Source organism: Dryocola clanedunensis subsp. sulfonylureivorans (assembly GCF_016756775.1).
Lineage (GTDB): Bacteria > Pseudomonadota > Gammaproteobacteria > Enterobacterales > Enterobacteriaceae > Dryocola > Dryocola clanedunensis.
Genome location: NZ_JAERMU010000007.1, coordinates 115,477 through 132,269, shown reverse-complemented (window position 1 = coordinate 132,269; position 16,793 = coordinate 115,477). Strand labels below are relative to the sequence as shown.

The following is a 16,793-nucleotide window of genomic DNA, read 5'->3' as shown; positions in this document are numbered from 1 at the left end:
CTTTTCCGGTTGGAAACAGAATGATTTTTTTGCGAGCTGCTTTCCTGAAATGATTTCTCAGGTTAGCCCCCTGCCAGGGGACGTGATAAAGTGGCTGCGGTTCATTCATCTGGTAAAAAAATCATGAGCATTCATCTACTTATCGTCGACGCCCTGAATCTTATTCGCCGTATCCACGCGGTGCAGGGTTCGCCGTGTGTAGAGGCCTGCGTCCATGCGCTTTCGCAGCTCATCAATCACAGCCAGCCGACTCACGCCGTGGCGGTATTTGACGATGAAGAGAGGCGCGAAGGCTGGCGTCACCAGGTGTTGCCTGACTATAAAGCAGGCCGGGTGCCCATGCCGGAAGCGCTGGAGCTGGAAATGCCAGCCATCAGGGAGGCCTTCATTCGCCGGGGTGTAGCATGCTGGCATTCTCAGGGTAACGAGGCAGACGATCTCGCCGCGACCCTTGCCGCCAGGCTAGCCGTAAATGGCCACCACGCCACGATTGTCTCCACGGATAAAGGATTCTGCCAGCTGCTGGCCCCGACAATTCAGATTAGGGATTATTTTCAGAAGCGCTGGCTGGATGCGCCATTTATTGCCAAAGAGTATGGCGTGCTGCCGGAGCAGCTGCCGGACTTCTGGGGGCTGGCAGGCATCAGCAGCAGCAAGATCCAGGGCGTAGCGGGCATTGGTCCCAAAAGCGCAACCCAGTTAATTAACCAGTTTTCTACGCTCGAAGCATTATATGAAAAGCTTGATGAAGTGCCGGAGAAGTGGCGCAAGAAGCTGGAGCAGCATAAAGAGAGCGCGTTCACCTGCCGACAGGTGGCACGATTACAGACAGATTTAAATCTTAAAGGGAATTTGCAGCAGTTAAGATTGACGGGAAATTCCCCCTCACCCTAACCCTCTCCCCAAAGGGGCGAGGGGATTGGATCGAGTTTCCTTACCCTCTCCCTTTCAGGGAGAGGGTAAATTCTAACGTTCGTCGCGACGGCCACCAACGGCAGCCCACATGCGGCGCACGTGTACGGTCACTTCTTCACGGTCATGATAGAGCTGGCGGGCCTGGATCTGTGCGCTGATGCCGTTTTCTTCCAGCTTCTCACGGATCTGCGCCAGGTTCTGGGACACCTCTTCGTAGCGCTTTTTCATCGGCAGCTTAAGGTTAAAGATGGTTTCCCGGCACCAACCGTTGACCAGCCAGGTTGCCATCAGGCTGGCGACTTTCGCCGGCTTCTCAACCATATCGCAGACCATCCACGAGATGTTGTTGCGCGTCGGCTTGTATTTAAACCCGTCTTCACGCAGCCAGGTCACCTGTCCGGTATCCATCAGGCTTTGTGCCATTGGGCCGTTATCGACAGAAGAGACCCACATGTTGCGCTGTACCAGTTGATAGGTCCAGCCGCCAGGACAGGCCCCCAGATCCACGGCGTACATGCCGTTTGCCAGACGCTCGTCCCACTCGTCTGCCGGAATGAAAACGTGAAACGCCTCTTCCAGTTTCAGCGTTGAGCGACTTGGCGCATCGGATGGGAACTTCAGACGCGGAATGCCCATATACCAGGGAGAGTTATTGTTGGTATACGAATAGCCCGTGTAACAGCAGCCTGGTGCAATAAAGAACACATGCACAACCGGGCGTTTTGGCGTTTCGTAGTTGGTCAGCACGCCGGCTTCACGCAGGCTGGCACGCAGCGGCACCGTCAGCTTGCGGCAGAACTTCATCAGCTCTTTGCTTTCGTTGGTATCCGCGACTTCAACGCGCAGATCGCCGCCCTTCTCTACCACGCCTTGCAGCATGCCGGTGATTGGGGTGATGCGATCTTCAGGAGGAAGATCTTTTAACAGTTCCCCGGCCACAATCATCTGGCGGGCGAAGATCAGATCGCTGAAGGGCAGCTCACGGGCCAGCTTATCTGCGTCTTCGAGCTGGTAGCATTCAAAGACAACATAGCCACTGTTGTCTTTAACGCGGGCAAAGCCATAGACGCCGCGCTGCCCTGCTTTATCGGTAATCTCTGCCGCGCACTCTTTTTCGAAGCCCTGGCGGCAGTACAAAATCACTTTGTTATTCATGGCTTACGCCCTTACGTTTCAGGCGCATTGCACCAATCAACATCAAAATCCAACCGGCGAGAAAACAGACGCCACCGACCGGTGTAACAAACGCCCACAGGCGTAAATGCGACAGCGCCAGACAATAAAGGCTGCCGCTGAACAGCACGGTACCGAGCGCCATAAACAGGCTACTCCAGTAAAACCAGATGCTGATGCGGCGCTGCATGGCCACCGCGAGGCCAAAAATAGCCAGCGTGTGAAACGCCTGATACTGCAGCCCGGTATGAATCCACCCCATCTCCATGACGCCGAGAGACTTGCTTAACACGTGAGCCCCAAAGGCACCGAGCGCAACAAAGATAAATCCGCTGATAGCGGTAAAAATCAGCATGAAACGGCTGGTCATTTTGTAACCCTAAAGTAGGGCGCGGTGATATACCGCGCGATGAAACCATTATTGATCGTAGCGGAAGCGGAATTTTTCTTGTTCGCTGGCGGCTTTTGCCAGGATCCACTGCCGGAATGCCGCTATTTTACCGAGTTCTGCCTGGCTGTCATGACAAACCAGATAAAAGGCATTTTTACTGACCAGCACATCGTTAAACGGGCAAACCAGACGTCCGGCTTCTATCTCGGTTTGCGCCATCACGTTGTTCGCCAGCGCGATCCCCTGACCATGGATTGCCGCCTGCAGCACCATTGCGCTGTGGCTGAATATCGGCCCCTGCTGCACATTAATATGGCTCACTCCCAGCTGGCGGGTGTAAGTCTGCCAGTCCCGGCGAGAAGCATCGTGCAATAAAGTGTGTTGCGCGAGGTCTTCCGGGGTTTTGATTGGCCTGTCGCCGGTAAGTAACATAGGCGAGCAGACGGGCAGCAGATATTCAGCGTAGAGTTTTTCAACACGCAGGCCCGGCCAGTTCCCGCGCCCGTAAAAAATCGCCACGTCGACATCGTCAGCAAGTTTATCTTCCTGACGGTCTACGGCCTGGATACGGACGTCGATTCCCGGATAAGCTGAGTTAAAGCTTGTCAGGCGAGGCACCAGCCAGTGAATAGCAAAACTGGGCAATAAACTTACCGTCAATGCGCCTTTTGCGCTTCTCGCCTGGAGCTTGCGCGTGGCTTCGGTGAGCTGTGAAAAAATCTCTTTAATATCCAGATAATAACTCTGTCCCTCTTCGGTCAACAGCAAGGAGCGGTTACGGCGACGGAACAGTTTTAGCCCTAAAAAGTCCTCAAGAGACTTAATCTGGTGGCTAACTGCCGCCTGAGTGACAAATAACTCTTCGGCCGCTTTCGTAAAACTCAGGTGACGAGCGGCTGCGTCAAAAACACGTAAAGCATTCAGAGGTGGTAAGCGCTTAGACATAGTAGACAGGCTTAAATGTTAATGGCTGTTAACAAACAGATTATTTAAATTAACCTATTAGTTTTTTTTATCTGAGCCATTATAAATTGTCCGTTGAGGATGCACCAGCAAATACCTATAGTGGCGGCACTTCCTGAGCCGGAACGAAAAGTTATCTGGAATGCGTGTTCTGGAGGGCTTTTGGCTTACGGTTGTGATGTTGTGTTGTTGTGTTTGCAATTGGTCTGGCATTCCAGACCCCGGTAGCTAAGCTACCCCTTTTTCACTTACTGTACATTTACCCTGTCTGTCCATAGTGATTAATGTAGCACCGCCTGAAGCGGTGCTTTTTTTTGCCCATTTTTTACTGGTCGAGCTCAACCATCTCTTTCACGTCAGTACGGTTAATCTGCTGTTTATTGCCGTTAGCATCTTTATACATAATCATCCCGGTTTCATCATCGGTCTGAGGTTTGCCGTCGGCTATGATGGTGCGCCCATCATTGGTGTGCATGACGTAGTTCGGGCTGGAACATGCTGCTAGTGTAAAAGTCATCAGACATGCAGATACGATTACGGCTGCCTTATTCATCGTTCTTCTCCTTGTATGTAGATTTTAATGCTACTTAAATCACTTCTGCTTACTGGCTGAAACCTTAGCCAAACAATAATTAGCATAACTCTCTTTCATGACTTTGCCAGGTTAAGCGGAAAATTCCGAACGTGACACATTTCTTGTTTGTTGGCGGGAAATACGCGACGATCTACAGACTGACACGAGGATAATCATGAAAGCATTTAATCCCGCCGTTTTTCGCAGCCAGTTCCCGGCGCTGGCAGATGCGGGCGTCTATCTCGACAGCGCGGCAACCGCTTTAAAACCCCTGGCAGTGATTGAAGCCAGCCAGCAGTTTTATAGCCTCAGCGCAGGTAACGTCCACCGCAGCCAGTTTCCTACTGCTCAGCGCCTTACCGCCCGCTACGAAGCGGCACGTGACACGGTGGCCGAGCTGCTGAATGCGCCCTCCGGTAAGGATATTATCTGGACACGCGGTACTACCGAAGCCATTAACATGGTTGCCCAATGCTTTGCCCGGCCGCGTCTGCAGGCAGGCGATGAAATCATTGTTAGCGAAGCCGAGCACCATGCCAACTTCGTCCCGTGGCTGATGGTCGCAGAGCAGACCGGTGCGCGTATCGTCAAATTGCCGATTGGCAAAGATTACCTCGCCGATCTCAGCAAACTCCCTTCTCTGCTCAATGCGAGAAGCAAAATTCTCGCACTTGGACAGATGTCGAACGTCACCGGCGGCTGTCCCGATCTGGCAAAAGCTATCGGCCTTGCCCATGAAGCTGGTGCGGTTGTCATGGTGGATGGCGCACAGGGAGTAGTGCACTGCCCGCCGGATGTGCAAAGTCTGGATATCGACTTCTATGCTTTTTCTGCCCACAAGCTATATGGACCGACAGGCATCGGCGCACTCTATGGCAAAACTGAACTGCTGACAGAGATGTCACCGTGGCTTGGCGGTGGCAAAATGATTACCCACGTCTCGTTTGACGGCTTCAAAACCCAGGCGGTGCCCTATCGCTTTGAAGCGGGGACACCAAACGTTGCCGGTGTGATTGGCCTGAGCGCGGCCCTGGAGTGGCTCTCGCAAATTGATATTGCGGAGGCAGAAGCATACAGCCGCGGCCTTGCCACGCTTGCAGAAGCGGAGCTGGCTAAACGACCTGGTTTCCGCAGCTTCCGCTGTCAGGACTCGAGCCTGCTGGCTTTTGATTTTGCAGGCGTTCATCACAGCGATCTGGTTACCCTGCTGGCGGAATCCGGCATTGCCTTACGTGCGGGTCAGCACTGCGCCCAGCCTTTGCTGGCAGCACTGGGCGTCAACGGCACCCTGCGCGCCTCCTTCGCCCCTTACAACACACAAAGCGATGTGGATGCGCTGGTAAAGGCTATCGATCGCGCCCTGGAACTCCTGGTGGATTAAATGACGAGTATATTTCTGGCAGGTCATCCGTTTGGCCATGCCATCACCCCGGACACGCTGCGGGCAACGTTCATCCCGCTCCAGCAGTGGGAAGATAAATACCGCCAGCTGATTCTGCTCGGCAAACAGCTTCCTGCCCTGCCCGCGGATTTAAAGCGCGATGAGATTGAAATTGCCGGCTGCGAAAATCGCGTCTGGCTTGGTCATGAGCTGGAAAGCAACGGCACGCTGCACTTCTATGGCGACAGCGAAGGGCGCATCGTTCGAGGTTTGCTGGCGGTACTGTTGACGGCGATAGAAGGAAGAACGCCGGAAGACCTGCGAAATGCAGATCCTCTGTCGCTGTTTGATGAATTAGGCTTGCGTCACCAGCTTAGCGCGTCGCGCAGCAGCGGGCTTGCCGCGTTAGCCGATGCGGTTAAACAGGCGGCAAACGCGTAATTTCTGGTGGATGGCGCTGGTGCTTATCCACCCTACTTAACGTCGACTCGCCGCGCCTTCGCCAGCATCTTCTTCAATACATGGGAAACTGCCACAAAGCCAAAGCTGGCGGTTACCATGGTCGCCGCGCCAAAACCGGACGCGCAATCCATGCGTTTCGGGCCATCCGCCGTGCTCTTCGCCGCACACACTGAGCCATCCGCCTGCGGATAAACCAGCGCTTCAGTTGAAAACACGCAGTCGATGCCGAGCTTACCTTTACTGTTCTTCACCACGCCGAAATCACTCTTCAGCCTTTCACGCAGCTTCGCCGCTAGCGGATCCTGAATGGTCTTCGCCAGATCGGTAACCTGGATCTGCGTGGGATCAATTTGTCCTCCCGCGCCGCCAGTGGTGACCAGCGGGATCTTGTTACGGCGGCAATACGCGATCAGCGCCGCTTTTGGACGCACGCTGTCGATAGCATCGATAACGTAGCTAAAGCCCTGGCTCATAAGCTGCGCGGCATTGTCGGCGGTAATAAAATCATCCACTACCGTCACACGGCATTCCGGATTGATTTCACGGATGCGTGCCGCCATCACCTCTGTTTTCGCCTGGCCGACGTTATCACGCAGGGCGTGGATCTGCCGGTTAGTGTTGGTTACGCACACGTCGTCCATATCGATTAGCGTCAATGCGCCAATGCCGGTACGAGCCAGCGCCTCTGCAGCCCATGAGCCAACGCCGCCAATACCAATCACGCAAACATGCGCATCGGCAAAGAGTTGCAGCGCATCGCGCCCATAGAGACGGGCAGTGCCGCCAAAGCGTTGCAGCCAGGCATCGGAGAGAACTACAGACATGACGTTTTCCTCGGGTGGATCTTTGCGGGGTACAGGGTTATGCATGAAACAGCGGGCTGATTATACAGCCCGCGTTGATTGCTGACAAAGCAGGGAAACGGCGATTAGCCGTTGAAGACATTGCCCCCGGCGCCGGGAGCGTTCTTCAGCACCCAAACCCGGCCATAGTGGTTATACCATCCGGCCCGGTGACCGGCATCTGGCCCAATCCCCTGATAAATATCGAAATGCTGACCTTTAATCGCTCCGCCGACATCCAGCGCCACCATGACCCGCAGCTCATATTTCCCGTTAAACTTACCGTTATTGTCCAGCAGTGGCACTTCCGCAAGGATTGTCGTGCCCGCAGGGACGATAGAGCGGTCGGAAGCCACAGAGGCGCGGCCAATCAGTGGCACCGCACTTGCGCCTTTAACCGGTGCGTAGCTGGCAGGTTTAAAGAAGACGAAGGAAGGATTCTGCTCCAGCAGCTCCTGTACTTCCGCCTCGCTGTGGGTCTCCCCCCAGTGACGGATAGCCTGCATCGACATATCTTCCTTCTTTACTTCTCCGCGGTCGATAAGCACTTTGCCAATGCTGCGATACGCGTGGCCATTTTTGCCTGCGTAGCCAAAGAAGGTTAACGGACGACCGTCGCCGAAGTCGATATAGCCGCTGCCCTGCACGTCCATAATGAAGTTATCCATCAGAGAATTGCTGTAGGCGATGATATAGCTGTCGCTAAGCGCGCCGCTGTAAATCTCTGCACGGGACGGCAGACGCCCACGTTTTGGCGGCATACGGTAAATAGGGTACTGGAACTCACCCTGACGGGTATAACGCGCCTGCACGACCGGCGTGTAATACCCGGTGAACTGCACGTTACCGTAGTTGTCTGCGCCTTCCATCTGCCAGGCATCCAGGCCGTACTGACTCAGCGTTCTGGTGTCGCCGCCTGCCCGCAGCCATTGCTGCACCGCGCCATAAATGTCGCTCTTACTATTATAGAGTCTTGGGGAGGCGGAGCGGATCTGGTTAACCTGCTCGGCGAAGTCACCACCATTAATAGGTGCGCCGACCGCCTCTGGCTGATTGACCAGCGAGAAAGGTTGGCTGAATTTACCATCTTTATACTGTTGGCCTTTATCGGTCGGTTTTGACGAACAAGCCGCCAGCGCCATGACCATCACGCCTGTTATAAGGTACTTTGTCCAACTTCCTTTCATTACTGCCTCAACCTGGTTTATGCCGCTATACGCCACGGGAAGATAGCAAACGTGACGTAAGAATTAAACGCGTCGCGCTTTAACTTAAACTATGGTGTGTATTAATTAATCAGAAAGCGGCTATTTTCAACAACCTGTGACAATTTAAGCATTTTTTAAAAAAAGGGTTGCATCAAAAGTCCAGCAGAGTATAGTGCGCATCCACGGACGCGGGGTGGAGCAGCCTGGTAGCTCGTCGGGCTCATAACCCGAAGGTCGTCAGTTCAAATCTGGCCCCCGCAACCAATTAAATCGTTGATGACTGACGAGATGACGAATAATCATCATAAGTCTGTGTTAAAAAAGCAGTATCCGGACGCGGGGTGGAGCAGCCTGGTAGCTCGTCGGGCTCATAACCCGAAGGTCGTCAGTTCAAATCTGGCCCCCGCAACCAACTAAGTCGCTGAGTTTTCGCGCAATGGTGAAAACCATTTGGGTAGTAAAGTAGTATTCGGACGCGGGGTGGAGCAGCCCGGTAGCTCGTCGGGCTCATAACCCGAAGGTCGTCAGTTCAAATCTGGCCCCCGCAACCAACATTAAACACCTTAACGGGTGTTTTTTTGTATCTGAAATTCGTCAGACTCCCTGAATAAAACTCCACGGCGCGCTATCCGCGCCGTGCCAGCGTCGCCCCATCAGCAAAATACGCCTTAATCCCGGCGAGAATCGACTCCGCCACTTCCTGCTGGAAGGTTGCCGTACGCAGCTTGCGCTCCTCTTCTCTGTTACTGAGAAACGCCGTTTCTACGAGGATCGACGGAATATCAGGTGCTTTCAGTACCGCAAACCCCGCCTGATCGACGCTGTTTTTATGCAGTTTGTTGACCTTACCCAGCCTGTGCAGCACTTCTTTGCCGAACTTCAGGCTGTCATTGATCGTCAACGATTGCACCATATCGAACATGGTGTGATCGAGATATTTGTCCCCACTCTTACTGACCCCACCGATTAAATCCGCGGCATTCTGGGTTTGGGCAAGGAACTTCGCAGCCGTACTGGTGGCGCCTTTTGTGGAAAGAGCGAAAACTGATGAACCGCGTGCGGCACCAGAGGTAAAGGCATCTGCATGGATAGAAACAAAGAGGTCAGCGCGCTGTTTTTGGGCTTTCGCGACACGCACTTTTAATGGAATAAAGACATCCTCGTTGCGGGTCATGTAGGCCTTCATATTGCCTTCTTTATCGATCAGCGCCTTCAGGCGCCGCGCAATTTTCAGCACAATATCTTTTTCACGCGTTTTGTTCGGCCCGATAGCACCCGGATCTTCCCCGCCGTGCCCGGGATCGAGCATGATGACAATCGGCCTGTCGCGGCCTGCTTTACCAGGCTTAGGCCCCTGCTCGGCAGGCATCTTCTTGTCCAGCTCGCCGTTGTTGTAATCTTCCAGCAGCGCCAGCAGCGGATCCTGCTCGCTATTCATATTTGCCGGATAAAGATCCATCACCAGACGCTCTTTAAACTCGGCAACCGGCGCAAGGGCAAACAGGTGTGGCGTAACATTTTGTTTCAGTTCAAAAACCATACGCACGGTATTGGGATCGAATTGCCCCACGCGCGCGGACTTGATAAAAGGATCGTCCACGCGGATCTGGTTGCCCACACCCTTCAGCACGGAGTTAAGATTAACCCCTTCGATGTCTACCACGACCCGCTCAGGATTGCTTAAAGCGAACTGCTTATACTTAAGCATTTTGTTCGATTCCACCGTCACACGAGTATAAGACGAGGCCGGCCAGACGCGTACAGCAACCACCTGGCTTGAAGCAGCGTGACCTACCTGGCTTACGCTCAACAACCACATGGCACCCGCGCCCTGCAGTAAACGGCGGCGGCTAATAAGGGGACTGGAATCTGACATGTATCTCCTGAGCGACTACTTTTAACAATCACAAACCATGGATTCTAATTTTTAGGCGAAAACTTTAGCGAATCACGTCCTGACTGTCATCCTAAAATCCGTAAACATTGCGAAACGTATGGGAATGTCACGTAAAGAAGAAATATTCACTTTGCCAAAATTGCTGCTTGCACGCCGGGCAATAAAAGAATAAAAATACAGAAATAACGAATAATCATGCAATGAGGGTTTGCCGTGGTGAAGGAGCGCAGAACCGAACTGGTACAGGGATTCCGCCATTCTGTTCCCTATATAAATGCCCATCGGGGAAAAACGTTTGTCATCATGCTGGGCGGCGAAGCCATCGAGCATGAGAACTTCTCCAGTATCGTCAATGATATTGGCCTGCTGCACAGTCTGGGTATCCGCCTGGTGGTCGTCTATGGCGCGCGCCCGCAAATCGATGCCAATCTGGCAACCCACCATCATGAGCCGATTTACCATAAATACACCCGCGTCACGGATGCCAAAACCCTGGAGCTGGTTAAACAGGCGGCAGGTCTGCTGCAACTGGATATTACCGCGCGGCTCTCGATGAGCCTCGGAAATACGCCTTTGCAGGGGGCACACATCAACGTGGTCAGCGGCAATTTTATCATTGCCCAGCCGCTGGGCGTGGACGACGGTATAGACTACTGCCACAGCGGGCGTATTCGCCGCATCGACGAAGAGGCCATTCACCGGCAGCTGGATAACGGCGCCATCGTGCTGCTGGGACCGGTGGCGGTTTCAGTCACCGGTGAGAGCTTTAACCTGACTTCAGAAGAGGTGGCCACCCAGCTTGCGGTGAAGCTGAAAGCCGAGAAGATGATTGGCTTTTGCTCTTCGCAGGGGGTGATCGACGATTCGGGACACATCATCTCCGAGCTGTTCCCGAACGACGCCCAAAAGCGTATTGAAGAGCTGGAGAGCGCAGGAGATTACCATTCTGGCACCGTACGCTTCCTGCGTGGCGCGGTAAAAGCCTGCCGCAGCGGCGTGCGTCGTAGCCACCTGATTAGCTATCAGGAAGATGGCGCCCTGCTTCAGGAACTGTTCTCCCGCGACGGGATAGGCACGCAAATTGTGATGGAAAGCGCAGAGCAAATCCGCCGCGCCACCATCAACGACATTGGCGGTATTCTGGAATTAATTCGACCGCTGGAACAGCAGGGCATTCTGGTGCGCCGCTCCCGCGAGCAGCTGGAGATGGAAATTGATAAGTTCACCATCATCCAGCGGGATAACCTGACCATCGCCTGCGCGGCCCTCTATCCGTTCCAGGAAGAAGGCATTGGTGAAATGGCCTGTGTGGCGGTGCATCCTGACTACCGCAGTTCGTCACGCGGAGAAGTGTTGCTGCAACGTATTGCAACCCAGGCGCGGCAGATGGGGCTAAGCAAGCTGTTCGTGCTCACCACCCGCAGCATCCACTGGTTCCAGGAGCGTGGCTTCACGCCAGTAGATGTAGATTTGCTGCCGGAGAGCAAGAAAGAGATGTACAACTACCAGCGTCGTTCAAAGATTTTGATGGCGGATCTGGCCTAAAACCTTTCGGATGACGCCCGCTTAGTCTCGTAACGGGTGGATGAGCGTCAGCGTCATCCACCAGGTTACTCAAAGATCTCGATCAATCCGCTGCGCCTTTCCGTCCGCGTTACAATTGCCTTTTCAAAGATCTTATCATCCGTATACAGGGACAGGCGCTTACGCGCACGGGTAATGGCGGTATAAACCAGTTCCCGCGTGACAACCGGCGTGAACTGGTTCGGCAATACCAGCGCCGTATGATCAAACTCCGATCCCTGAGATTTATGCACCGTCATGGCAAATGCCGTATCATGTCCCGGCAGACGGCTGGGCTGCACTGACTTAACGCTGCCATCGGGCATGGCAAACCAGACGCGCAGCCCCCCTTCTCTTTCCAGCGCAATACCAATGTCGCCATTAAACAAGCCGAGCGCACTGTCATTACGGGAGATCATGATCGGGCGTCCGTTGTACCAGCGCGATATGGCAGGCGCAGGACGCGTAATAAGGCGTTTTTGAATCAATGCCTGTTCGATACGCTCGTTCAGACCGCTCACGCCAAATGGCCCTTCCCGCAGCGCACACAGCAGCTGATACTCGCCAAAGGCTTGCAGAATTTGTTCCGGCGCCGCGTGCTGCCTGATGAGATCGAGATAATTGCGATAGCCTTCCACCGCGTCAGCCATCATCAGCGCATAGTCCTCGCTTTCACGCAGCGGACGTTTGGCGATATCGCTAAAGCCGAGAGTAAACGTCGACTGCGCCCTGCGGGCATCGCTGGCGTTCACCGCAAACGCCAGCTGACCAATGCCGGACTGGCTGTCGAAACGGTAGCTCTTTTGCAGTATGCACAAACCGTCGCGCAAAGTGCTGGCATGCTCGCTCTCACCTGGCGGAAGCGAATACCCGGTAATCCGACTTAGCTCCTGCGCCCGGCCCGATGAATAGCCCAAATTAACGTAATGGCAGATATCGCCAAGCACCGCCCCGGCTTCGACTGATGCCAGTTGATCACGATCCCCCAGGAAGATGACGCGGGCATGGGCGGGCAGAGCATCAATGATCTTCGCCATCATCGGCAGATCGACCATTGAGGCTTCATCCACCACCAGCACGTCAAGATGAAGCGGATTTCCTGAATGATAACGTAAACGCTGGCTGTTCGGCTGCGCGCCCAGCAGACGGTGCAGCGTGCAGGCATCATCCGGCAACGCCGCTTTTTGTTTGTCGGTAAGCGGCAGGCGGCGCAGTGCCGAACCCAGCGACTCCGTTAAACGTGCGGCCGCTTTGCCGGTGGGTGCCGCCAGCTGAATACGTAATGGAGTTTCGGCTGAAAGCTGAACCAGAGCGGCAAGCAGTTTTGCAACCGTGGTCGTCTTCCCCGTCCCCGGCCCGCCGGAAATCACCGAAATCCTTCTGGTCAGCGCAACCGCCGCCGCAACTTTTTGCCAGTCTGTATCTGCCGCAGCGTCAAAGAGCTGGTTGAGCACGTCCGCCAGCCGCTGTTCATCAATGGGCATTGCACAATTCTGCGCGCCAAAGAACCGTGCGACCGACTGCTCGTTGCCCCACATGCGGTTAAGATAGAGTCTGTCACCAATGAGTTTCAGCGGTGTGGGCTCGTCATTATCACTGACAGCGGGTGAAGCCAGCAGCGTCGACACCCAGTCTGCCGTACCCGCGACAGCAAACAGCTGCTCCGCCAGCTCCGGCTGCCGCCCTGCGAAACAATATTTCGGTCTCAGGCGGCTGAGGGGCAGACAGACATGCCCTTCACCTGCATCGTGGCTGACCAGCGCTGCGGCCAGCATGACACCCGGCTGCTCGTCGCTGGCAAGCATCATCGCAAACTGAGCATCCAGCGCACGGAATAGCTTCTGGCCTACGGCCTGTTGCAGCAGCGCTGACATTTTCATGGTGTTACCTCTTCCTTGCTACCAGCAAACAAAGCATCCATTTTGGACATTAGCTCCGCGTCAGGGCGGGTTGAGAAGATGCCCTGGGAGGAACCGTTGCCCTCTACGCCACGCAGGAACAGATAAATCACCCCGCCGAAATGCTGCTCATAGTCATAGCCACGAATGCGGTGCCGCAGATAACGGTGTAGCGCCAGCGTATAAAGTTGATATTGCAGGTCATAACGATGGGACTGCATCGCTCCGGCCATTGCCTCCTGCGTGTAGGCCCGGCTGTCTTCCCCCAGCCAGTTAGATTTGTAATCCAGCAGGTAATAGCGACCCTGCCAGCGGAACACCAAATCGATAAAGCCTTTAAGCATGCCGCGAACCTGACGGAAATTGAGCGAAGGACAGCCTGCCGAGAGAGGATCATAATGGCGAATCAGTTTATCCAACTGCTCCGCCTGGAGATCCGTTTCAATGGGCAGATAAAACTCAAGCTCAACCTGCTTTTCATTGGCCGCAAGCTTATTAAGCGACACGCCGGTATCATTAAGCGGTGCTTCTAATACCTGCGCTAACCATTCACTGAGAACCGGCTGCCATTGCTCGCCGAACCCCTGCAACGTTAGCTGCTGAGCTATCCACTCATCATCCAGCGGTTGGGTAAAATCGATGCCCTCAAACAGGCTGTGCAGAAATGTACCGGGGGCCGCACCCCGCGGGAATGCGTGCGGGGTAAGTGATGGCTCACTTTCTTCTTGTTCAACACCCGCACCATCGACATCAAGACGGGGGACGAGATCCAGCGCCTGGCTCTGTCCGTGCTGCTGCAATCCTGAATAGCTGGTTACCCGCCATGAATCAGAAACTCGCCTGTGCATGGTGCGCGCGCTCAGTTCTGGTTGTTCGGGCGTCGCTGGCTGCCAGGGCTGTGCATCTACCGGCAATAACGAATTCACACTAATGGCCTCGCAGGCAAGCTTTTCCAGAGATGCCTGCAATCCCGCGGCATCCTGCGCTTCCCCTTTTTGCAGCAGGTAGCCCAGCGCCCCCATGTGCAGATCGCTCGCGCCTTTTTTCGCACGTGTTCCCCGAAACAGCGGCGCAACGCCAAGGCTACAGTGCCAGACGGAGCGCGTCAGCGCCACGTACAGCAGGCGCAAATCCTCGGCCAGGCGCTCTTCCTCGGCCAGGCTGAGGCTCTCTTCGTCATTGCTTAAATCGAGCAGCGAGGTAAAGGTCGTGCGGTCATGATACAGGCCGTTGCTCTGGGGGCGGAAGTTGGCGATAAACGGCAGCCAGACCAGGGGGTATTCCAGCCCTTTTGATTTGTGAATGGTCACAACCTGCACGAGGTGCTTGTCGCTTTCCAGCCGCAGCTGTTGGCTCGCCGCATTGTTGTCCGGTTCAGCAACCTGCTGAGCAAGCCAGCGAACTAAAGCATGTTCGCTGTCGGTTTTGGCTGCCGCTTCCTGCAACAGCTCACTGATATGCAAGATATCGGTCAATCGTCTCTCGCCGCCCGGCGTAGCCAGCAGGTTCTCTGCTATTTGTCGCGCCGACATCAAAGCGCGCAGCATCGGCATCACTCCCCGACGCAGCCAGGTTTGCCGATACCCCGAAAACTCCTCTACCAGGCTGTCCCAGGCTACTTCGTCGCCATTTAGCGCTTCAATACGCCTTGCATCCAGCCCCAGCACGCTTGTCGCTACCGCGCTGCGCAAAGCTGACTCTATTTCAGGAGCCAGCACCGCCTGTAGTATCCACAACAGCTCGCGCGCCTCTGGCGTGGCAAAAACAGAATCACGATTGGAGAGATAAACGGAAGGAATATTCAGACCACCCAAAGCGTCACGCACTACCGAAGCTTCACCGCGGCTACGCACCAGAATAGTGATGTCAGATGCCTGCACCGGCCGGGATACCTCCCCTTGCCAGAGCAAAGCATCGCCCCGCTGTCCTGCGGCGAGCCAGTCGCGAATTTGCTGAGCGCACTGCATCGCCATGGTTTGTTGGTGGTCACTTACCCCACAACCTTCACCCGCCTGGAGCCAGAGCGACATTGCCGCCTGGGTCTGCCCTTTAACCGTAAAACGCAGGCCGTTATTTTTAGGGGCTGATTTCACCGACAGGAAAGGTATCTGACGAAACAGGAAGGGATTATCAAGCTGTTCAAACAGCCTGTTAACGGCGGTAATCATTGCCGGAGACGAGCGCCAGTTGGTATCCAGCGTATAGTGGTCGCTCACTTCATGCCGCGCTTTCATATAGGTAAAGATGTCCGCCCCGCGAAAGGCATAGATAGCCTGCTTGGGGTCGCCGATCAATAACAGCGCGGTCCCGGGCTGGTTGATGTACAGGCGGCGGAAGATCCGGTACTGCTGCGGGTCGGTATCCTGAAATTCATCGATCATCGCCGCCGGGAAGCGCGTGCGAATAGCCTCAGCAAGGGCATCGCCGCCGGGCTGGTGCAACGCCTCATCGAGACGGCTGAGCATATCGTCAAAGCCTAATTCACCACGTCGGCGCTTTTCCTGCTGCACAATGAAGCGGATTTCAGCCATCGCACGGGCTATAACCAGGTCGCGCAGCGTCAAAGGTTCTGCCAGCAGAGCGGCGATTTCGCTGAATACAGGATGGCGCGGCACTTCACCTTTTTTGGTTTTCTCTTCCAGAACACCCTGTGAAAAGCGCCCTAGCGCATCCGGCAGCTGGTATCCGGTCGTGGGCGTTTGCGCCCACGCGGCAACAAGATTTAGCCAGTTGGGCAGGTTTTTACTGCTGTAGCTGCGGCGGTCTACTCCCGATTGCTCAATGACTGCCGCGATGTCTTCTGCCGCCGCCTGCCAGTTCGTTTTCACACTATCAATCGCGGCCACGATCTTCTCGTGGCGGGCAATCAGCGTTTCATCCGCTGGCGGTGCCTGCTTCAAGGAGGGCTGCTCGCCCTGCAACCAGCTGTTGATGTCCCGCAGCAGCTCTTCCGGCCCAGCCCATTGCTCGCTCATCGCCTGTGCTACTGGCTTCGGGAGCGGATAGCAATGGCGACGCCAGAAATCCGCACAGGCATGGCGGCGAAGCAAGGATTCATCTTCGATGAGCCGCTGTTCAAACAGCATGCCGGATTCAAAAGCGTTCAGGCTAAGCATCCGCTGGCAGAAGCCGTGGATGGTAAAGATAGCGGCTTCGTCCATCTGCTGTTCAGCAAGACGCAGGAGCTGCGCGGCTTGCTGAAGGTCAGGAATTTGTTCTAACAGACGTTTGAACAGGGGATTATCGGTTCGGTTGCGTACGCAGGCGATACACAGCTCATGAATATTGGCGCGAATACGGCCACGTAACTCTTCCGTGGCCGCTTCGGTAAAGGTCACCACCAGCAGCTCTTCAACCCCGAGTGGGCGGGGGAAAGCAGCCTCCCCTCCGAGTCCGAGCAGCAGCCGCAGATAGAGTGCGGCAATGGTGAATGTTTTTCCGGTTCCGGCAGAAGCTTCAATCAGTCGCTCGCCCGTCAGAGGCAAGCTAAGAGGATCAAGGGACTGTGCGGTTCCGGTCATTATTT

13 protein-coding genes and 3 tRNA genes are annotated in these 16,793 nt (G+C 54.9%); 7 read left to right on the top strand and 9 right to left on the bottom strand.

Annotated elements, in window-relative coordinates; genetic code table 11:
• Positions 1-123 precede the first annotated feature (123 nt).
• Positions 124-894 (top strand): flap endonuclease Xni, encoded by a 771-nt coding sequence (gene xni / locus HYQ67_RS09015; RefSeq protein WP_202303361.1) that lies wholly within the window; start codon positions 124-126, stop codon positions 892-894.
• A gap of 72 nt (positions 895-966) precedes the next feature.
• Here the strand turns inward: xni and rlmM are convergent, their stop codons facing one another.
• The 4 genes from rlmM to HYQ67_RS08995 form a co-directional block, all read right to left on the bottom strand.
• Positions 967-2,070 (bottom strand): 23S rRNA (cytidine(2498)-2'-O)-methyltransferase RlmM, encoded by a 1,104-nt coding sequence (rlmM, locus tag HYQ67_RS09010; protein ID WP_202303360.1) that lies wholly within the window; start codon positions 2,068-2,070, stop codon positions 967-969.
• Positions 2,063-2,458, bottom strand: coding sequence for a DUF423 domain-containing protein (locus HYQ67_RS09005; RefSeq protein ID WP_202303359.1), 396 nt, complete (start codon positions 2,456-2,458; stop codon positions 2,063-2,065). Before HYQ67_RS09005 ends, rlmM begins: the two co-directional genes overlap by 8 nt.
• A gap of 48 nt (positions 2,459-2,506) precedes the next feature.
• Positions 2,507-3,424, bottom strand: a complete 918-nt coding sequence (gene gcvA, locus HYQ67_RS09000; RefSeq protein ID WP_202303358.1) for a glycine cleavage system transcriptional regulator GcvA — start codon at positions 3,422-3,424, stop codon at positions 2,507-2,509.
• A gap of 343 nt (positions 3,425-3,767) precedes the next feature.
• Positions 3,768-3,995, bottom strand: coding sequence for a YgdI/YgdR family lipoprotein (locus HYQ67_RS08995; protein ID WP_202303357.1), 228 nt, complete (start codon positions 3,993-3,995; stop codon positions 3,768-3,770).
• 196 nt (positions 3,996-4,191) lie between these two features.
• Here HYQ67_RS08995 and csdA point away from each other — a divergent pair, with 196 nt between their 5' ends.
• Positions 4,192-5,397, top strand: a complete 1,206-nt coding sequence (gene csdA / locus HYQ67_RS08990) for a cysteine desulfurase CsdA (RefSeq protein ID WP_202303356.1) — start codon at positions 4,192-4,194, stop codon at positions 5,395-5,397.
• Entirely contained in the window at positions 5,398-5,838 is a 441-nt protein-coding gene (gene csdE / locus HYQ67_RS08985; RefSeq protein ID WP_202303355.1) for a cysteine desulfurase sulfur acceptor subunit CsdE, read from the top strand. It begins immediately after the preceding gene.
• Between the two features lie 32 nt (positions 5,839-5,870).
• On the opposite strand, the gene tcdA is transcribed toward csdE, so the two are convergent.
• A complete protein-coding gene (gene tcdA / locus HYQ67_RS08980; protein WP_202303354.1) occupies positions 5,871-6,683 on the bottom strand; it encodes a tRNA cyclic N6-threonylcarbamoyladenosine(37) synthase TcdA in 813 nt (270 codons plus the stop codon).
• 104 nt (positions 6,684-6,787) lie between these two features.
• Positions 6,788-7,888, bottom strand: a complete 1,101-nt coding sequence (mltA, locus tag HYQ67_RS08975; RefSeq protein WP_202303353.1) for a murein transglycosylase A — start codon at positions 7,886-7,888, stop codon at positions 6,788-6,790.
• Between the two features lie 208 nt (positions 7,889-8,096).
• Here mltA and HYQ67_RS08970 point away from each other — a divergent pair.
• From HYQ67_RS08970 to HYQ67_RS08960, 3 genes are all read left to right on the top strand, one after another.
• A tRNA-Met gene (locus HYQ67_RS08970) sits at positions 8,097-8,173 on the top strand.
• A 71-nt stretch (positions 8,174-8,244) separates the two neighbouring features.
• A tRNA-Met gene (locus tag HYQ67_RS08965) sits at positions 8,245-8,321 on the top strand.
• A 62-nt stretch (positions 8,322-8,383) separates the two neighbouring features.
• A tRNA-Met gene (locus tag HYQ67_RS08960) sits at positions 8,384-8,460 on the top strand.
• Between the two features lie 74 nt (positions 8,461-8,534).
• On the opposite strand, the gene amiC is transcribed toward HYQ67_RS08960, so the two are convergent.
• Positions 8,535-9,785: an N-acetylmuramoyl-L-alanine amidase AmiC gene (gene amiC, locus HYQ67_RS08955; RefSeq protein WP_202303352.1), complete on the bottom strand. Its 1,251-nt coding sequence runs from the start codon at positions 9,783-9,785 to the stop codon at positions 8,535-8,537.
• Positions 9,786-10,019: 234 nt separating this feature from the next.
• Here amiC and argA point away from each other — a divergent pair, with 234 nt between their 5' ends.
• Complete coding sequence (gene argA, locus HYQ67_RS08950; protein WP_202303351.1) at positions 10,020-11,351, top strand: amino-acid N-acetyltransferase; 1,332 nt, start codon at positions 10,020-10,022, stop codon at positions 11,349-11,351.
• A 65-nt stretch (positions 11,352-11,416) separates the two neighbouring features.
• On the opposite strand, the gene recD is transcribed toward argA, so the two are convergent.
• Positions 11,417-13,249 carry an exodeoxyribonuclease V subunit alpha gene (gene recD, locus HYQ67_RS08945; RefSeq protein WP_202303350.1) on the bottom strand — a complete coding sequence of 611 codons (1,833 nt, stop codon included), beginning with the start codon at positions 13,247-13,249 and terminating at the stop codon, positions 11,417-11,419.
• Entirely contained in the window at positions 13,246-16,788 is a 3,543-nt protein-coding gene (gene recB, locus HYQ67_RS08940; RefSeq protein ID WP_202303349.1) for an exodeoxyribonuclease V subunit beta, read from the bottom strand. The genes recD and recB overlap by 4 nt, the downstream gene beginning before the upstream one ends.
• Positions 16,789-16,793 lie beyond the last annotated feature (5 nt).

Coding starts and splice junctions, on each gene's coding strand:
- xni (WP_202303361.1), top strand. CDS start 124: ATGAGCATTCATCTACTTATCGTCGACGCCCTGAATCTTATTCGCCGT.
- rlmM (WP_202303360.1), bottom strand. CDS start 2,070: ATGAATAACAAAGTGATTTTGTACTGCCGCCAGGGCTTCGAAAAAGAG.
- HYQ67_RS09005 (WP_202303359.1), bottom strand. CDS start 2,458: ATGACCAGCCGTTTCATGCTGATTTTTACCGCTATCAGCGGATTTATC.
- gcvA (WP_202303358.1), bottom strand. CDS start 3,424: ATGTCTAAGCGCTTACCACCTCTGAATGCTTTACGTGTTTTTGACGCA.
- HYQ67_RS08995 (WP_202303357.1), bottom strand. CDS start 3,995: ATGAATAAGGCAGCCGTAATCGTATCTGCATGTCTGATGACTTTTACA.
- csdA (WP_202303356.1), top strand. CDS start 4,192: ATGAAAGCATTTAATCCCGCCGTTTTTCGCAGCCAGTTCCCGGCGCTG.
- csdE (WP_202303355.1), top strand. CDS start 5,398: ATGACGAGTATATTTCTGGCAGGTCATCCGTTTGGCCATGCCATCACC.
- tcdA (WP_202303354.1), bottom strand. CDS start 6,683: ATGTCTGTAGTTCTCTCCGATGCCTGGCTGCAACGCTTTGGCGGCACT.
- mltA (WP_202303353.1), bottom strand. CDS start 7,888: ATGAAAGGAAGTTGGACAAAGTACCTTATAACAGGCGTGATGGTCATG.
- amiC (WP_202303352.1), bottom strand. CDS start 9,785: ATGTCAGATTCCAGTCCCCTTATTAGCCGCCGCCGTTTACTGCAGGGC.
- recD (WP_202303350.1), bottom strand. CDS start 13,249: ATGAAAATGTCAGCGCTGCTGCAACAGGCCGTAGGCCAGAAGCTATTC.
- recB (WP_202303349.1), bottom strand. CDS start 16,788: ATGACCGGAACCGCACAGTCCCTTGATCCTCTTAGCTTGCCTCTGACG.